This is a genomic window from Phenylobacterium sp. (genome assembly GCF_016124325.1).
In the GTDB taxonomy this organism is placed as follows: Bacteria; Pseudomonadota; Alphaproteobacteria; order Caulobacterales; family Caulobacteraceae; genus Phenylobacterium.
Window position 1 is genome coordinate 79,222 of sequence record NZ_WGNY01000028.1, and the last position, 15,875, is coordinate 95,096.

At 70.4% G+C, this 15,875-nt stretch carries 15 protein-coding genes; 6 read left to right on the forward strand and 9 right to left on the reverse strand.

Annotation, left to right across the window (positions count from 1 at the left end; translation table 11 throughout):
• Positions 1–101 precede the first annotated feature (101 nt).
• On the forward strand, positions 102–884 hold the full coding sequence (locus GC203_RS16030) for an RcnB family protein (protein ID WP_293456526.1): 783 nt from the start codon (positions 102–104) through the stop codon (positions 882–884).
• Positions 885–894: 10 nt separating this feature from the next.
• Here the strand turns inward: GC203_RS16030 and GC203_RS16035 are convergent, their stop codons facing one another.
• The gene (locus GC203_RS16035) at positions 895–1,377 is read right to left on the reverse strand and encodes a Fur family transcriptional regulator (RefSeq protein WP_293456529.1); all 483 of its coding nucleotides are present in this window, start codon (positions 1,375–1,377) and stop codon (positions 895–897) included.
• A gap of 110 nt (positions 1,378–1,487) precedes the next feature.
• On the opposite strand from GC203_RS16035, the gene GC203_RS16040 reads away from it, so the two are divergent.
• From GC203_RS16040 to GC203_RS16050, 3 genes are read left to right on the forward strand one after another with little or no spacing between them, the layout of a single operon-like run.
• The gene (locus GC203_RS16040) at positions 1,488–3,476 is read left to right on the forward strand and encodes a TonB-dependent receptor (RefSeq protein WP_293456531.1); all 1,989 of its coding nucleotides are present in this window, start codon (positions 1,488–1,490) and stop codon (positions 3,474–3,476) included.
• Between the two features lie 59 nt (positions 3,477–3,535).
• Positions 3,536–4,618, forward strand: coding sequence for a phytanoyl-CoA dioxygenase family protein (locus tag GC203_RS16045; RefSeq protein WP_293456533.1), 1,083 nt, complete (start codon positions 3,536–3,538; stop codon positions 4,616–4,618).
• Complete coding sequence (locus GC203_RS16050; protein WP_293456535.1) at positions 4,618–5,694, forward strand: alpha/beta fold hydrolase; 1,077 nt, start codon at positions 4,618–4,620, stop codon at positions 5,692–5,694. The genes GC203_RS16045 and GC203_RS16050 overlap by 1 nt, the downstream gene beginning before the upstream one ends.
• Before the next feature lie 10 nt (positions 5,695–5,704).
• On the opposite strand, the gene GC203_RS16055 is transcribed toward GC203_RS16050, so the two are convergent.
• The 4 genes from GC203_RS16055 to prfA form a co-directional block, all read right to left on the reverse strand.
• Positions 5,705–6,616 carry a DUF4167 domain-containing protein gene (locus GC203_RS16055; protein WP_293456538.1) on the reverse strand — a complete coding sequence of 304 codons (912 nt, stop codon included), beginning with the start codon at positions 6,614–6,616 and terminating at the stop codon, positions 5,705–5,707.
• A gap of 250 nt (positions 6,617–6,866) precedes the next feature.
• Positions 6,867–7,736: a peptide chain release factor N(5)-glutamine methyltransferase gene (prmC, locus tag GC203_RS16060; protein WP_293456541.1), complete on the reverse strand. Its 870-nt coding sequence runs from the start codon at positions 7,734–7,736 to the stop codon at positions 6,867–6,869.
• Complete coding sequence (locus tag GC203_RS16065) at positions 7,733–8,527, reverse strand: MOSC N-terminal beta barrel domain-containing protein (protein ID WP_293456542.1); 795 nt, start codon at positions 8,525–8,527, stop codon at positions 7,733–7,735. Before GC203_RS16065 ends, prmC begins: the two co-directional genes overlap by 4 nt.
• Before the next feature lie 41 nt (positions 8,528–8,568).
• Positions 8,569–9,648, reverse strand: a complete 1,080-nt coding sequence (gene prfA, locus GC203_RS16070; RefSeq protein WP_293456544.1) for a peptide chain release factor 1 — start codon at positions 9,646–9,648, stop codon at positions 8,569–8,571.
• Positions 9,649–9,746: 98 nt separating this feature from the next.
• Here prfA and GC203_RS16075 point away from each other — a divergent pair, with 98 nt between their 5' ends.
• Entirely contained in the window at positions 9,747–10,094 is a 348-nt protein-coding gene (locus GC203_RS16075; protein ID WP_293456548.1) for a hypothetical protein, read from the forward strand.
• A 92-nt stretch (positions 10,095–10,186) separates the two neighbouring features.
• Positions 10,187–10,771 (forward strand): pyridoxamine 5'-phosphate oxidase family protein, encoded by a 585-nt coding sequence (locus tag GC203_RS16080; protein WP_293456551.1) that lies wholly within the window; start codon positions 10,187–10,189, stop codon positions 10,769–10,771.
• Positions 10,772–10,845: 74 nt separating this feature from the next.
• On the opposite strand, the gene GC203_RS16085 is transcribed toward GC203_RS16080, so the two are convergent.
• From GC203_RS16085 to ptsP, 4 genes are all read right to left on the reverse strand, one after another.
• Positions 10,846–11,139, reverse strand: a complete 294-nt coding sequence (locus GC203_RS16085; RefSeq protein WP_293456554.1) for a hypothetical protein — start codon at positions 11,137–11,139, stop codon at positions 10,846–10,848.
• 89 nt (positions 11,140–11,228) lie between these two features.
• On the reverse strand, positions 11,229–12,371 hold the full coding sequence (ispG, locus tag GC203_RS16090) for a flavodoxin-dependent (E)-4-hydroxy-3-methylbut-2-enyl-diphosphate synthase (protein WP_293456556.1): 1,143 nt from the start codon (positions 12,369–12,371) through the stop codon (positions 11,229–11,231).
• Between the two features lie 55 nt (positions 12,372–12,426).
• Positions 12,427–13,341 (reverse strand): helix-turn-helix domain-containing protein, encoded by a 915-nt coding sequence (locus GC203_RS16095; RefSeq protein WP_293456558.1) that lies wholly within the window; start codon positions 13,339–13,341, stop codon positions 12,427–12,429.
• Between the two features lie 197 nt (positions 13,342–13,538).
• Positions 13,539–15,800, reverse strand: a complete 2,262-nt coding sequence (gene ptsP, locus GC203_RS16100) for a phosphoenolpyruvate--protein phosphotransferase (RefSeq protein ID WP_293456560.1) — start codon at positions 15,798–15,800, stop codon at positions 13,539–13,541.
• Positions 15,801–15,875: the final 75 nt, after the last annotated feature.

Sequence of the window (15,875 nt, forward strand, 5' to 3'; positions counted from 1 at the left end):
GGCCCGAAGCTTGCGGCCGTTCAAGCGGGGTTCAGGCGCAGTCCCGTTTCCTGGCGCGCACAGGGACCCGAAGGCCGTCCAGGCGGCCAGGACGACGGATGATGAAGATTGCAGTGACAGCTCTGGCCTTCGCCGTGCTCGCGGGCGCGACCGCCGCCGACGCCGCGCCCGGTCAGCGGGGGGATTGGAGCGGGGACCGTCCGCAGCGCGACGGAAGCAGCGGCCGGCCGCCGCCGCGTGCGCCCCGCGCCGCCGAGGCCCCGGCCGCGACGTCCGCCCCGCAGGCCCCCCCGGCGGCCGAACCGCGCGGAGCCCCCAGCGGCTATCGGGGCCGCAACGTCGTCGTGCCGGAGGCTCGCGGCGACCGGGGCCACGATGGCGGCCGTGATCGCGACCACTCGGGCGGCGACCGCAGAGGCGGCGACCACGGCGACAGCTACCGGGGCCCCGACGACCGCTACCGCTACCGCCACGACGGTCGTGATGGCCGTGATCGTGATCGTGATCGCGACCACCGCGACGGGGACCGCCGCGACGGGGACCACCGAGATCGGGACCACCGCGATCGGGACCACTACGACCGGGACTATCGCGGCGGCGGGTCGTACTGGTCGCGCGGACACTATCCCACGGTCTATTTCAGCCCCCACCGCTACCAACACCGCTGGAGGCCACCGCCGGGCTATTACGTCCGCATCTGGAGCTACGGCGATTACCTCCCGCGCGGCTGGTACGGGCCCGACTGGTGGCTGATCGATCCGTGGGCCTACGATCTGCCGCCGCCGCCGCCGGGGTTCGACTGGGTGCGGGCGGGCGACGACGCCCTGCTGGTCGACCGCTACACCGGCCGCATCATCCAGGTGGTCCGCGACGTCTTCTGGTGAGGCGTGGGATTTAGTGCTCGCGGCACGCGGCGCACAGTCCGCGCGCTTCCAGGGTGACTGAACGTACGTCATAGCCGGCGGCCCTCGCGGCCTCGATCTGCGGGCCGAAGTCGGGTTCGAACTCGGCGGCGGCCCCGCAGCAGTCGCAGATCAGGAAGGCCGCCGCATGCCCGCCCTCGATGCGGCAGGGGACGTAGGCGTTCAGGCTCTCGATCCGGTGGGCGAACCCCAGGCGTTCGAGGAATTCCAGGGCGCGATAGACGGTCGGCGGCTTGGCCGGTTCGCCGCTTTCGCCGAAGGCCGCGATCAGGTCGTAGGCCTTGAGCGGCCCCTCGGCGCCCAGCAGCAGTTCCAGCACGCGTCGGCGCGGCGGCGTCAGGCGCTCATGCGTTTTCGCACACCGGCTTTCGGCTTCCTCCAGCGCCCGGCCGAGCGCGGCGCCTGAAAGACCGGCATGTTCGTCATGATCGTGATGCTGGCAGGTGCTTGCCATGGCTCTCAGCTAACCCGGATCGGCGCCCAGCGGCAACGCTGCTTGACGACTCGTTATGTTATTTCATAACACTGCGCCCGGTTCGCAAGTCCTCCCTCCCGAAGGTCCAAATGTCCCGCGTTTCGCTCTTCGCCGCCGCCGGCGTTCTCGCGCTTGTCTCCACCGCCGCCCGAGCCGATGACGCCGGCCCCACCAAGGACCTGCACGAGGTGGTGGTCACCGGCGCGCCCTACGTCGTCTCGATCCAGTCGACCACCACCAGCGTCAACGTCGTCAAGCGCGAGGACCTGGACCTCGCGCCCACGGCCGGGCTCGGCGACGTGCTGGCGAGCCTGCCGGGCGTGCGTTCGTCGTTCTTCGGCCCGGGCGCCAGCCGGCCGGTGATCCGCGGCCTGTCGGGCCCGCGCGTCCTGGTGCTGAACAACGGCGTCGGCCTGATCGACGCCTCCGGCCTCTCGCCCGATCACCAGGTGGCCACCGATCCGCAGGAGGCCGAGCGCATCGAGGTGCTGCGCGGCCCCTCGGCCCTGGCCTATGGGGGTTCGGCGATCGGCGGGGTGGTCAACGTCATCGACCAGCGCATCCCCTCCGACTACCAGGACGGCGTGCACGGCCGCGGCCTGCTCGAATATTCTACCGTCGACAACGGCCGACAGGGATCGGGCGCCCTGCGCGTCGGGCTCGGCAACGGCGTCTCCCTGACCGTCGACGGCACCCACCGGCGGGCCGACGACTACAAGGTCCCGGTCGACCCGATCTCCGACCGCCTGGCCCAGTCCCTGGGCCTGCCGACCCCCTCGAACCATGGGACAAAGGTCCCCAACAGCTACGTCGATCTCGACGCCTTCGGCGCAGGCGCGTCCTGGGTTGGGGACGGCGCCTGGGGCGGCCTGGCGGTGAAGCACACCAACACGGAGTACGGCAGCCCCGCCGAGGAAGACGTCTTCATCCGGCTGCATCAGACCCGGGTCGACACGCGGGGCGGCGCCGACATCAACCTCGGCCCCTTCGACAAGATCAAGTTCGCCGGCGGATGGGCCAACTACAAGCACACCGAGTTCGAGGGCGGGACGCCGGGCACGACCTTCCTCTCCAAGGGCGAGGAGGGCCGCATCGAACTGGTGCAGCCCAACCGCGGCGGTTGGCAGGGCGCCTTGGGCTTCCAGGGTCTGCACCGCAACTTCGACGCCATCGGCGACGAAGCCCTGATCCCGGCGACCAAGATCAATGAGCTCGGCGTCTTCACGCTCCAGCGCCTGGACAAGGGCGGCTGGGGGGTCGAGGGCGGCGCGCGGGTCGACACCCGTTCGGTCAAGAACATCCGCGCCGACCGCGACTTCACCAACCTCTCCGCATCGCTGGGCGTGTTCGCGCGGCCCGCCGACGGCCTGTTCCTTGGCCTGGCGCTGTCGCGGACCAGCCGCGCGCCCACCGAGGAGGAGCTGTCGTCCGACGGGCCTCACCCCGCGACGGGCCTCTACGAGGTGGGCGATGCGGCGCTGAGCAAGGAGATATCGAACTCCGCGGACGCCAGCCTCCACTACGCCAAGGGTGGCTGGTCGATCGATCTGCACGGCTACTACGTGCGCTACGAGAACTACATCGATCAGTTCGCCACCGGCGCCGTCGACGCCAATTCCGGCCTGCCGATCTTCCAGTTCATCGAGGGCGGCGCCCGCTTCTACGGCTACGAGATCGAGACGTCCTGGGAGGCCTGGCGCGACGGCGACCGCAGCCTCAGCTTCGAGGCGGGCAGCGACTACGTGCGTGGCACGACCAGCCTGGGCCCGGCGCCGCGCATCCCGCCGTGGTCGGTGAGTGGCAAGGCGACCTATGTGGATGGGCCGTTCACCGGCGGGTTGGAGGTGCGTCACGTGGCCAAGCAGGGTCGCGTCGCCGCCGTCGAGCTACCTACCGACGCCTATACCCTGGTCAACGCGTCGCTGGTCGTGCGCCCGCTCGCCGACCAGGATTTGAAGGTGTTCCTCGAGGCCAGCAACCTGACCAATGTGGAGGCGCGCGAGCACGCCTCGTTCCTCAAGGACGTGGCGCCCCTGCCGGGCCGCAATTTCCGGCTGGGCGTGGGCTACCAGTTCTAGCCCCGGTTCCCTAGGATCGCGCCGGCCGACGCTGGAGTCGGCGCGCTTGGGATCGCCGAATGAACGCCCCTGTCCGCCCTCGCTTCTGGGAGCAGCCGGTCCGCCCGTCCCGGGAGGTGGACCTCGACGCCGTCGAAATCTACCGGCGCGGCGCCTTCCCCGCTGAGACAGAGCCGTCGCCCTGGCTCGACCGGATCGACGCCGAGGCCCAGATCGAGACGCGCCTGGCCCACGGCGAGATCACCGGCGAGGAGGCCGAGCTCTGCCGCAAGTGGGCCCGGGACGGCTATGTGATCCTGGAGGGCTTCTACGACCACGCGCGGCTCGATGCGGTGTGGGTCGCCTACGAAGCCGCCATCGCCGCCGGCGAGGTCGCCCCGCCGCACGAGCCGATCCACGAGGGCGACACCCGTCCGGGCCGCACCGCAAACGCCCACTTCGCGGTGCGCGCGGTCGACGAGATGCTGTTCGACCCGAAGATGAGCCACATCGTCAGCGTCCTGATGGGCGCGGAGGCCAGGCCCTTCCAGACGATCATCGGCCACAAGAGCAGCCAGCAGCTCGAGCATTCCGACTCGATCCACATGAGCACCTGGCCGCAGGGATATCTGGCCGCCAACTGGATCGCCTTCGAGGACGTCCACGCCGACTCCGGGCCGCTGGTCTACTACCCCGGCAGCCACCGCCTGCCCTATCTGATGTCCGAGGACCTGGGCATCCCGGCTGCCCAGAACTACGAGGCCTACAACAGCGTCTACGAGCCTGCGATCCAGGCGCAGATCGCCGAGCACGGGCTGAAGCCGGCCTACTTCCTGCCCAGGAAGGGCGACGTGCTGCTGTGGCACGCCAATCTGCTGCACGGCGGCAGCAAGGTCCGCGACGTCCAGCTCACCCGCAAGGCGCTGGTCTGCCATTTCTTCGCCAAGGGCTGCGTCTGCTACCACGACCTGACGGGCACGCTGGCGCACGTCCAGCTGGGCCAGGATCTCTACACCTACAAGCCGCAGAACATGGCCGCATCGATGGAGCGGTCGCGCGCCAAGGCGGGGGACCTGATCGGCCGCGCGCGGCGCAAGCTGAAGGCCTCGGGGGTCAAGGGCCTCGTTTCGGCGGTCCTGGCGAAGGCCTCGAGGAAAGGATGATGCGGCGCGTCTGGCAGGCGGCCCTTGCCGCCATCTGCGTGCTGGGCGGGGCGACGGGCGCACTCGCCGCGCCGGAACCGGCCGCCCATGATTTCGTGATCCGCGACTTCCGGTTCGCGACCGGCGAACGGCTACCCGAACTGAAGATCCACTACTACACGCTGGGCGCCCCGCATCGCGACGCGCGCGGAGAGATCGATAATGCGGTGATGGTCCTGCACGGCACCGGCGGCACGGGCCGCCAGTTCCTGAGCCCGCAGTTCGCCGACGTGCTGTTCGCGCCGGGCGGCCTGCTCGACCCCGCCACGCACTACATCATCCTTCCGGACAACATCGGCCACGGAGGCTCTTCCAAGCCTTCCGACGGGCTGCACGCGCGATTTCCCCGCTACGACTACGCCGACATGACGCGGGCCCAGCACGCTCTGGTCACCGAGGGCCTGGGGGTGCGCAAGCTGCGGCTGCTGATGGGCACGTCGATGGGCTGCATGCATGCCTTCATGTGGGGCGAGGCCTGGCCCGACGAGGTTCAGGCGCTGATGCCGCTGGCCTGTCTCCCGGTCGAGATCGCCGGGCGCAACCGGCTCTGGCGCGAGATGGCGATCGAAGCGATCAAGGTTGATCCGGCCTGGAGGGGCGGCGACTACGACGTCCAGCCGGCGCAAGGCCTGCGCACGGCGGAAAGCCTGCTGATCCTGGTCGGCGCCGCGCCCCTGCCGATGCAGCTGGCCATGCCGGCCCATGAGGCGGTCGACGACTGGCTGGCGCGCGAACTGCCGCGCCGGATGGCGGCGCTGGACGCCAACGACCTGATCTATGCGCTGGACGCCTCGCGCACCTATGACCCGTCGAAGGGCCTGGAGAAGATCACGGCGCCGGTCACCTGGGTGAACTCGGCCGACGACTTCATCAATCCGCCCGAGCTAGGTATCGCCGAACCCGCGGCCGCGCGGCTCGCGCAGGGACGCTTGGTCCTGATTCCGGCAGGACCCGACACCCACGGCCATGGCACGCACACCTGGGCCGCCCTGTGGAAGGACGAGCTGGCGGCGCTGCTGGCGCGGTCCGAGCCCTAGACGGGCCTGATCAGTCTTCGCTCTCGGCGGGAGCAGCCTCGGCCTCGCCGCCTTCGAAAGTGCGCGGGGCGCGCCGACGGCGCGGACGCGCGGGCTTCTCTTCGGCCACTTCGGCCGGGGCTCGCGGGGCGGCTTGCAGGAAGGCCGGAGCGTGGCTTTCGCCGCCCTCGGCGTCGCGCAGCATCGGTCCGCTGGTCCGTTCCTCGCGGCGCTCCTCGCGATCGCCGTCGCCCTGCGGCTGCACGACGGCCAGAGGATCGCGCGGCTCGCCGCGGTCCTGACGGTCGAAACGCTCGCGCTTGTCGTCGCCTTCGCCACGGGGCCGGTCGTCGCGGTTGCGGCGGTCGCGCCAGCGGTCGCGGCGGCCCTCGCCCTCGCGGCCCTGCCACTCGCCGCGCTGGCGATCGTCGCGCGGACGGTCGTCGCGCTGGCGATCATCGCGCGGACGATCGTCGCGTTGGCGGTCGTCCCGGTCACGGTTGCGATTCGGATCGCCCCCATCCTCGGCGCCCCCGCCGGCGGCGGCGCGCGCTTCGGCGGCTTCCTGGGCGGCTTCGTCGGCGGCTTCGGCCTGGGCCTGCAGGCTTTCGTCCTCGAAATCGATATCGAAGCCCGAGGCGAACTGGTCGCGGCCGATGATCTCGCTCGCCGGCCGGTTGGGCTGCAGCGCGCGCAGCAGCCGGAAATAGTGTTCGGCGTGCTGGAGGTAGTTCTCGCCCAGCACCCGGTCGCCGGCGGATGACGCATCGCGCGCGAGTTGCTGATATTTCTCGAACACGTGCTGCGCGTTGCCGCGCACCTTCACGCCGTCCGGGCCGTTGGAGTCGAACGCGCGGTTGGCGTTCTGCTGCGGCTTGCCGCCGCCGCCGCCGCCGCCCCGATTACGCCCGCGCTGGCGCTTCATACCCTTGAAATCTCTCATAATTCAAGAAACCGTCTGGTTCTTCCCTGAGCGCCTTTTTCGGCGGCCTTGCCTTCAGCGGTGTCGGGCCTTGCCCGCGCGTTCGTGTGAAGACGTAAGTGTTCCCCGTCTTCCGCCCGGAAGCTCGTCAGCGAGTGTCGCCTTCGGTAGAGGAGACCCGCGCCTGCCGGGGCCGGCGCGCGTCCTGCGTGGGAACGCTTCTACCTGCGACACCGGCGAATTGGGTGGAGACGCTTCCTGATGTAGCGATTCAGCCGCTCGTTTCCAAGGGCTTTTTCTCGCCGGTCACTACACGGTCGCGGTCGGCGAGATCGCGGACCGTCGTCACGAGCACGGCGCCGGCGTCGCGGAACAGGGCTTCGACGGCGGTCTTCTGATCGTAGCCGATCTCCACGGCGAACCGGCCGCCGGGCTTCAGGACCCGCAGGATCTCCGGCGCCAGGACGCGGTAGTGGTCGAGTCCGTCGGTCCCGCCTTCCAGCGCCAGCCGCGGTTCGTAGTCGCGCACCTCGGGCTCCAGGGTCTCGATGACGTGGCTGGCGATGTAGGGCGGATTTGCCACCACCAGGTCGAAGGCGTCGCCGTCCAATCCGGCGGTCCAGTCGCCACGCAGGAGGGCGCAGCGGCCCGCCAGCCCCAGGGACGCGGCGTTGTCGCGGGCCACGGCCAGGGCCTCTTCCGAGACGTCCACGCCCAGCCCGCGCGCCGCCGGGCGCTCGGCCAGCAGGGCCAGCAGGATCGCGCCCGAGCCCACGCCAAGATCAAGGATCCGCCAGGGCGCGTGCTCCGGGAAGTCGCGCAGGGCGTACTCCACCACCGTCTCGGTGTCGGGCCGGGGCGTCAGCACATCGGGCGTGACCCGCAGCATGATCTTCCAGAAGCCCTTGCGGCCCAGGATGTGGCTCACCGGCTCGCGCCGCTCGCGGCGGGCCAGGAAGTCGTTCAGCGTCGCTTCCTGTTCCGGGCTCAGCGGCCGGTAGGGATCGGTGACGATGTCGGTGCGCGTGGCGTCGGCGGCGGCCTCCACCAGCAGGCGCGCGTCGATCACCGGCCCGGCCAGGCCCGCCGCCTCCAGTCGCGCCCGCGCGCCCTTCCAGGCCTGGACGAGATTCAGGCTCATGCCGCCGCCTCGGGCCGGGCGGTCTGCTGCGGCGCGGTTACCGCGTCGCCCAGGCCCACGCGGCCCGGCGAGCTGACGTGGACGTAGATCCCGCAGTGCATGTGGCCGTAGTTGTCGAACAGGGCCTTCACCACCTCGATGTCGCGCTCGGCGGTGGTCGGGTCCACCTCGGTGGCCGCGCAGCGGACGATCGGCTTGAACACCTTGGCCCGCGCCCAGCCCAGCATCAGGTCGCGGCCTTCCCAGTCGTTCTCGGCCCAGGCCGGCCAGCCTTCGACATAGAGGTTGGCGCGGAATCGCAGGGGATCCAGCTCCACGCCCAGCTTCTGCGACAGGTCGCGGACGCTCGCCATGTTGATGATCGAGACCTGGCCGGCCGGATGATCGGTGAAGCGGAACTTGCCCGTCGCCTCCACCACCTTAAGCGGGCCGCGGATGTCGTCGGCGTCCAGCAGCGAACCCAGCCAGGCGGCGAAGGCCTCGCGGCCCTCGGTCTCGGCGAGGCGTCCTGCGAAGCCGCCGGCGCCGGGCGCCTGCGCGGTCAGCACGCCCGAGGCCTCGTCATAGCGAGTGCGCGCGGCGGCCACCTTCGGGATGGCGGCCAGCACCGTGAACTTCTGCTTGCTCACCCAGGCCGGCGCGGCGGGGTCGTAGCCCGACGGGCCGTTCTCCACCGCCCAGAGCCGGTCGTGCGGGAAGCCGTCGCCTGGCGCGAGGTCGACGTGATCGAGCGGCTCGGGCGTGAATCCCTTCACCGGATGCCGGAAGATCGCTGCGACGTGTCCGCTCATGGGGCGGCTTTAGGCGCAAAGGGCAGAGCGGCTCAAGGGCCTCAACCGCCCAGTTCGTCTTCCAGCGCCGCAAGCCGTGCGGCCTGATCCTCGGCGATCAGGGGGTTGATCACGTCGTCCAGGGCCTCGCCCTCCATCACCTTGGGCAGGTTGTAGAGGGTCAGGTTGATGCGGTGGTCGGTGACCCGGCCCTGCGGGAAATTGTAGGTGCGGATGCGCTCCGAGCGGTCGCCCGATCCCACCTGGCTCTTGCGGCTCTCGGCCCGGGCGGCGTCCAGCGCCTCGCGCTGCTGCTCGTAGAGGCGGGCCTTCAGCACCTTCATGGCGCGCGCGCGGTTCTGGTGCTGCGACTTTTCCGAGCTGGTCACCACGATGCCGGTGGGCAGGTGGGTGATCCGCACGGCCGAGTCGGTCTTGTTGACGTGCTGGCCGCCCGCGCCCGAGGAGCGGTAGGTGTCGATGCGGATGTCCTGGTCGCGAACCTCGATGTCCACGTCCTCGACCTCGGGAAGAACCGCGACCGTCGCCGCGGAGGTGTGGATGCGGCCCTGGGCCTCGGTTTCCGGCACCCGCTGGACGCGGTGCACGCCGCTTTCGAACTTCAGGCGGCCGAACACGCCGTCGCCGGTGATCGAGGCGGCGATTTCCTTGTAGCCGCCGGCGTCGCCCTCGGAGATCGAGTCGACCTCCACCCGCCACCCGTGCTGCTGGGCGTAGCGCTGGTACATGCGGAACAGGTCGCCCGCGAACAGCGCGGCTTCGTCGCCGCCGGTGCCGGCGCGCACCTCGAGGATGGCCGAGGCGTTCTCGTCCTTGTCCTTCGGCGCCAGGAGCAGGGCGACGCCGTGCTCGAGCTCGGGGAGTTTCGCCTTCAGCGCCTCCAGCTCGTCGCGGGCGAGGGCGGCCATGTCGGCGTCGCCGGACGCGGCCATCTCCTCCAGTTCCGGCTGCTCGGCGCGGGCCTTTTCCAGCGCCTGCACCGCATCGGCCACGGGCTTGAGCTCGGCGTGCTCCTTCGACAGCCGGACGATCTCGGCGCCGTCGCTGGCGGCCGACATCCGCGCCTCGATCTCGCGGAAGCGGTCGAGCACCTGGTCGAGCCTGGCCTGGGGAAGTCGCATGAGGGCGCGTCTCTAGCCGAGCCGGAGGCGGCCGACAACGGAACAGCTCCTGTCGTCAGGTGTTTAGCTCCCCAATCGCAATCTGGGAGACCATCATCATGGCGACTGAACGCGTGATCGAACGGCCGGAGGAGCCGAACCGCACCACCGTCATCGAACGCCGCGGCTCCAGCGGCGCCACGGCGGTCATCATCGCCTTCGCGGCGTTGGCGCTGGTCGCGATCGTGGCCTTCTTCCTCCTGCAGTCGAGCCGCAACGACACGATGCGCACGGAGGCGATCGGCAATGCGGCGGCCAGCATGGCCGACAGCGCCTCGACCGCGGCCTCGGGCGTGGCCGACGCGGCCGGCGACGCCGCCGACAGCGTGAGTCAGGCCACCGGCGCCGCGGCCCAGGACGCGGGCGCGACCGCCGAGCGGTCGAAGGCCGAGGTCTCGCCGGAGTAGCCCGGCCCACGGCGTCGCGCAGGGAGCCCTTCCCCGTATCCGGAAGGCGCTTCCTGGTGCAGGCTGTTCCCGGCCGCAGGGGAGGAGCCGCGATGCCGATGTTCCACGCGGGGAGCCGCGAGTTGCAGGACGCCTTCGGGAGCCGCGCCCTGGCCGATCGCCTCGAGCAGACCTTGAAGCGCGACCGGTTCACCGACGACGACAAGGCCTTCATCGAAGCGCAGGGCTTCTTCTTCCTGGCGACCGCCGACGCCGAGGGGCGACCCGACTGCTCGTTCAAGGGCGGGCCGCCGGGCTTCGCCCAGGTCGTGGTGCCCGACCTGCTGGTCTTCCCCGACTATGACGGCAACGGGATGTTCAAGAGCCTCGGGAACATCCGGGCCAACCCCAACGTCGGCCTGCTTTTCATCCTGATGGGCGAGAGCCCGCGCCGGCTGCGCGTGAACGGCCGCGCGGAGGTGGTTTCCGACGATCCGGCGATGGCCGCGATCCCCGGCGCCCAATTGCTGGTGAAGGTGACGCCGGTCGATATCTTCCCCAACTGCCCGCGCTACATCCCCGATCTGGCCGCGGCGAAGGCCTCGGGCGACCTGCCCGCCGCCGACCGGGCGCCGGTCGAGCCCGCGTGGAAGACCTTCCCCGTATTCGCCGACGTGGTCCCGCCGAGGGCGCGGTAAGCCCCATCCGAAACGACAGCGGCCCCCTCCGTCGCCGGAGGGGGCCGCGCCTGCGCGTTCGCGCAAAGATCAGATCAGGCGCGCTCGCCGGTCAGCGAGGCGTTGCCGAACATGCCCAGCTTCACGTTGCCGTTCATCTTGTCGCCTTCGACCTTGGCGGTGAACTCGAGCTTCATCGGCATCGGGTTGGTGATGTCGGTGCTCCAGGTCAGGGTGTCGCCGTCGACCTTGCCCGTGACTTCCTGCGAGCCCATTTCGGAATCGACCTTGCCGGTGAAGCTGTCGCCGCTGGTGGCGATGTTCACGTCCATGGTGCGAGCGCCCATCGGCGTGTTGATGGTGATCTTCCAGTTGCCGTCAGCGGACATTTCGTCCCTCCCAAGAAAAGGAGGGCCACCTAAACGCGGTTGCGTTGCAGGCGCAAGAGTGACGCGGGCGTCAACTTCGTGAAAACGATCTACTCGGCCGCCTGGAGGGTCGCCTTGCGGGCCGCCTCCAGCTCGGCGGCCTTGGCCTCCACCAGCTCGACGATGTGGTCGACCATGCCGGCGTTGTCCTGTTTGTGGTCGGGCTTGCCGGCCAGATAGACCATGCCCGCGCCCTTGCCGCCGCCGGTGAAGCCCACGTCGGTCATCAGGGCTTCGCCCGGGCCGTTCACCACGCAGCCGATGATCGACAGGCTCATGGGCGTGGAGATGTGGGCCAGCCGCTCTTCCAGCTCGGCCACCGTATCGATGACGTTGAAGCCCTGCCGCGCGCACGAGGGGCAGGCGATGATGTTCACGCCGCGGTGGCGCAGGCCCAGGCTCTTCAGGATATCGAACCCGACCTTGACCTCTTCCACCGGGTCGGCCGCCAGGCTCACCCGGATGGTGTCGCCGATCCCGGCCCAGAGGAGCGAGCCGATGCCGATCGAGCTCTTCACCGTGCCGGTGCGCGTCGCGCCGGCCTCGGTCACGCCCAGGTGCAGCGGGCAGTCGATGACCTCGGCCAGCTGCTGGTAGGCGGCCACCGTCATGAACGGATCGGACGCCTTCACGCTGATCTTGAACTCGTGGAAGTCGTGGTCCTGGAGGATTCGGGCGTGGCGCAGCGCGCTCTCGACCATCGCCTCGGGGCAGGGTTCGCCGTACTGCTCCAGCAGGTCGCGTTCCAGCGAGCCGGCGTTGACCCCGATCCGCATCGAGCAGCCGTGGTCGCGCGCGGCCTGGATGACCTCCTTCACCCGCGCGGCGGCGCCGATGTTGCCCGGGTTGATGCGCAGGCAGGCCGCGCCCGCCTCCGCCGCCTCGATCCCGCGGCGGTAGTGGAAGTGGATATCGGCCACCAGCGGCACGGTCGCGGCTTTCGCGATCGCCTTGAAGGCGGCGGTGGACTCCTCGTCGGGGCACGAGACCCGCACGATGTCGGCCCCGGCCTCCTCCAGCCGCCGGATCTGGTCGATGGTCGCCTTCGCATCCGCCGTGACGGTGTTGGTCATCGACTGGACGGTGATCGGGGCGTCGCCCCCAACCTCGACCGAGCCCACGCGGATCTTGCGGCTCGGCCGGCGGTCGATCGCGCGCCAGGGGCGCACGCGGGTGTGGGCTTCGATGGTCATGGCGGCCCGAAAATAGGCGCTTCCGCGGTCTTTCCCAAGCGCGGTGTCGATGGCGTCAGGGCGTCTGCGGCGCGACCGCCAGCTTGGAGGCCAGCACCTGGTTCGCCGGCAGCAGTCCGCGAGACTGGCCGGAGACGAACACCTGGAGATCCTTGGCGTTCGAGACATCGATGGTCAGCCCGCTCATCTGCGGGATGCGCACGGCGTCGCCCTTCGAAAGCTGGCGGGCGAAATAGACCGAGCCGTCGGCGCCGCGCAGGATCAGCGAGGCCGGCTTCAGCGCCTGGATCGTGACCGACGACAGCGGCTGCACGCCGCCGCCCGCGTCGTAGACCTTGCCCAGCGCCTGGAAGGTCTTTGGCAGAGAGGCGAGGTCGACATCGGCGCCGTCGCGGGTCGGCCCGGTCTTGCGTTGGCCGGTGGTGTCGTTCTCGAGGCCCAGCGCCTCGGCCAGGCCGGGCGTCTCGTATGGCGGCGGCGTGGTGGACTCGACCGGCGCGGGCAGGGGCGCGCCCAGGTCGGCCGGTTTGGGCTTATAGTCGCGCAGCGCCTTTTCCGCGAAGCCCTCGGGCGCCAGCGGCGGCGGCGGGGCGTTGGCCATCATCGCCCGCTGGGCCACGTTCCACATCACGATCGCCACGATGATGACGAGCGCGCCGATCAGGAACGCCGCGACCCGGGGGTCGCGTTCCTCCGGCACGCCGAGAGGCGCGTGCAGCGGCTCGTCGAGCACCGGTTCCTCGGTCTTGAAGCGTTCCACCGCCGCGTCCGGATCGAGCCCCAGCGCCGCGGCGTAGGCGCGGATGTAGCCAAGGGTGAAGGGCCGGGAGGGCAGGGCCGTCAGCTCGGTCAGCTCGATCGCCTGCAGGTAGGCGCGGCGCACGCGGGTGCCGGCGGCGAGGGACTCTAGCGTCAGGCCCTTGGCTTCGCGGATCGCTTTCAGCGCCTCGCCCAGCGTTTCATGGGCCATCAGGGGATCGATGGGCTCTGGCGGCGTCTCGGGGGGCTGGTCGGCGGGCGGGTCGACAGAATCGCCTTCCGGCCCCGACAGGTCGAGGACGCGCGCGCGTCCCCTGGGGTCGCTCGGTTTCTGGAATCGACGTCTGCGTAGCACCGGGGCTCACCGCGCTCCTTGCGGTCCGGGGGCACCCTTAAACTGCGTCGGGGTCACACGGCGAGGTAGACTTTGCGCGCCAGGGTCTCGATCTCGTTGCGCACCGAACCGGCGCCCGACTTGAGCAGCGCCTGGACGCCGCGCCGGGCGGCCTCGCGGTCGCACGACAGCACCATCTGCTTCACCGGTCCGATGCCGGCGGGCGGCATCGACAGGCGCTCGAAGCCCAGCGCCACGAGGGCGAAGGCCTCCAGCGGGCGGCCGGCCATCTCGCCGCAGACGCTGACCTGGGTGCCGGTTTCGGCGCAGGCCCGCTGGATCGCCTCCAGGGCCCTGAGCGCCGGCGGCGACAGCGAGTCGTAGCGATCGGCCACGCGCGGGTTCCCGCGGTCGGCGGCGAACAGGTACTGCATCAGGTCGTTGGTCCCGACGCTGACGAAGTCGGTCATCGGCAGCAGCGCGTCGAGGTGCCAGATCACCGAGGGCGCCTCGACCATGGCGCCGACGTCCAGCCGCGACGGCGCGGGCCGGCCGCGCCGCTGGGCCCAGGCGATCTCGGTCTCCACGAGGCCCCGCGCCGTGCGGAACTCGTCGACGCTCGCCACCAGCGGGAACATGATCCGCAGCGGCCGGCCGCGCGCTGCGGCGATGAGGGCGCGCAACTGCAGGCGCAGCAGGGCCGGGCGGTCCAGCCCCATGCGGATCGCCCGCCAGCCCAGGGCGGGGTTCTCCTCGCGCTCGGCCTCCATGTAGGGCAGCACCTTGTCGCCGCCGAGATCCAGCGTGCGGAAGGTCACGGGCCGGTCGCCCGCCGCGTCCATCACCCGGGAATAGAGCGCCGTCTGGGCGTTGAACCGCGGGATCGCCTCCGAGACCATGAACTGGAACTCGGTGCGGAACAGGCCGATGCCCTCGGCGCCGGTGTCCTCAAGGCTCTCCAGGTCGACGTCCAGGCCGGCGTTCATCAGCAGGGAAACCTTCACCCCGTCGCGGGTGAAGGCCGGGGTGTCGCGCAGCTTGGCGAACTCGGCCTGCCGTTGGCGGCGCACGTCCATGCGCGCCTGGATGGCTTTCACGACGTCGTTGCGGGGGCGCAGGTAGGCCTCGGCGGTCTCGGCGTCGACGATCACCGGGTCGCCTTCAGAGACCTTGTCGCGAAGGTCGCTCAGACGGCCGACGCAGGGGATGTCGAGCGCGCGGGCCACGATCGCGGCGTGGCTGGCCGGCGAGCCCTCTTCCAGCAGCAGCCCGCGCAGCTTGGTGCGGTCGTACTCCAGCAGGTCGGCGGGGCCGAGGTTCCGCGCGATCAGGATGGCGTCCTCGGGCAGGTCGCGGGCCACCGCGCCGTCGCCCGCCAGGTGGCGCAGCAGCCGGTCGTTCAGGTCCTCCAGGTCGTGGAGCCGCTCGCGCATGTAGGGATCGCGCGCCTGGCCCAGGCGGGCGCGATGCTCGGACCGAACGCGCTCGACGGCGGCCTCGGCGGTCAGGCCGTTCTTAACGGCGTCCTCGAGACTGCGGTTCCAGCTCGAGGAGTGGGCGAACATCCGGTAGCTCTCGAGCACGTCGTAGCTCGCGTCGACCAGGCCGTGCTGGCCTTCCAGCATGTCGTCGATCTGCTTCTTCAGCGCCTCCAGAGCCGTCGCCAGGCGCGCCTCCTCGGCCGCCACGTCATCGGACAGCAGCTGTGACGAGGCCACGGGCGGCTCGTGCAGCACGGCCACGCCGAATGCGAGCCCCTCGGCGAACTTCGAGCCCTTGATCCGTTCCGGCCGCCGGGGGGCGATCTCGACGCCTTCCAGTTCCTCGACGGTGATCAGCTCGCCCGAGGCCACCATCTCGGCGAGGACCATGGCGACGATCTGCAGGTCTTCGACCTCGTCCTCCGAATAGACCCGCTCGGTGCGGTTCTGGACGGTCAGCACGCCGATCACCCGGCCGCCGCGCAGCAGCGGCACGCCCAGGAAGGCGTGATACGGGTCTTCGCCGGTCTCCGGGCGGTACGAGAAGGCGGGGTGCTCGGGGGCGTCGGCCAGGTTCAGCGGTCGGCCGTGACGGATGACCTCGCCCACCAGGCCTTCGCCCGGCTTCATCCGCGTGACGTGAACCGCGCTGACGTCGAGGCCTTCCGTGGCGAACAGCTCCATCTCGCCGGTGGCGCGCCGCAGGTAGATCGAGCACACCTCCGCGACCATGGAGAGCGCGATGATGCGCACCACCATGTCCAGGCGCTGCTGGGCGGGCCCGCCGCCGGCGAGCGCCTCGCGGATCTGCCGCAGCAGGCTCCGTTGACCTCGTATGGCGACTTGCGCGGCCATCTCGACCTGGAATTTCCTCCCTGACCTTTTGCCGTTGAGTAGCAGGTCCATCTTTCAGAACCGAGACTCAATGCC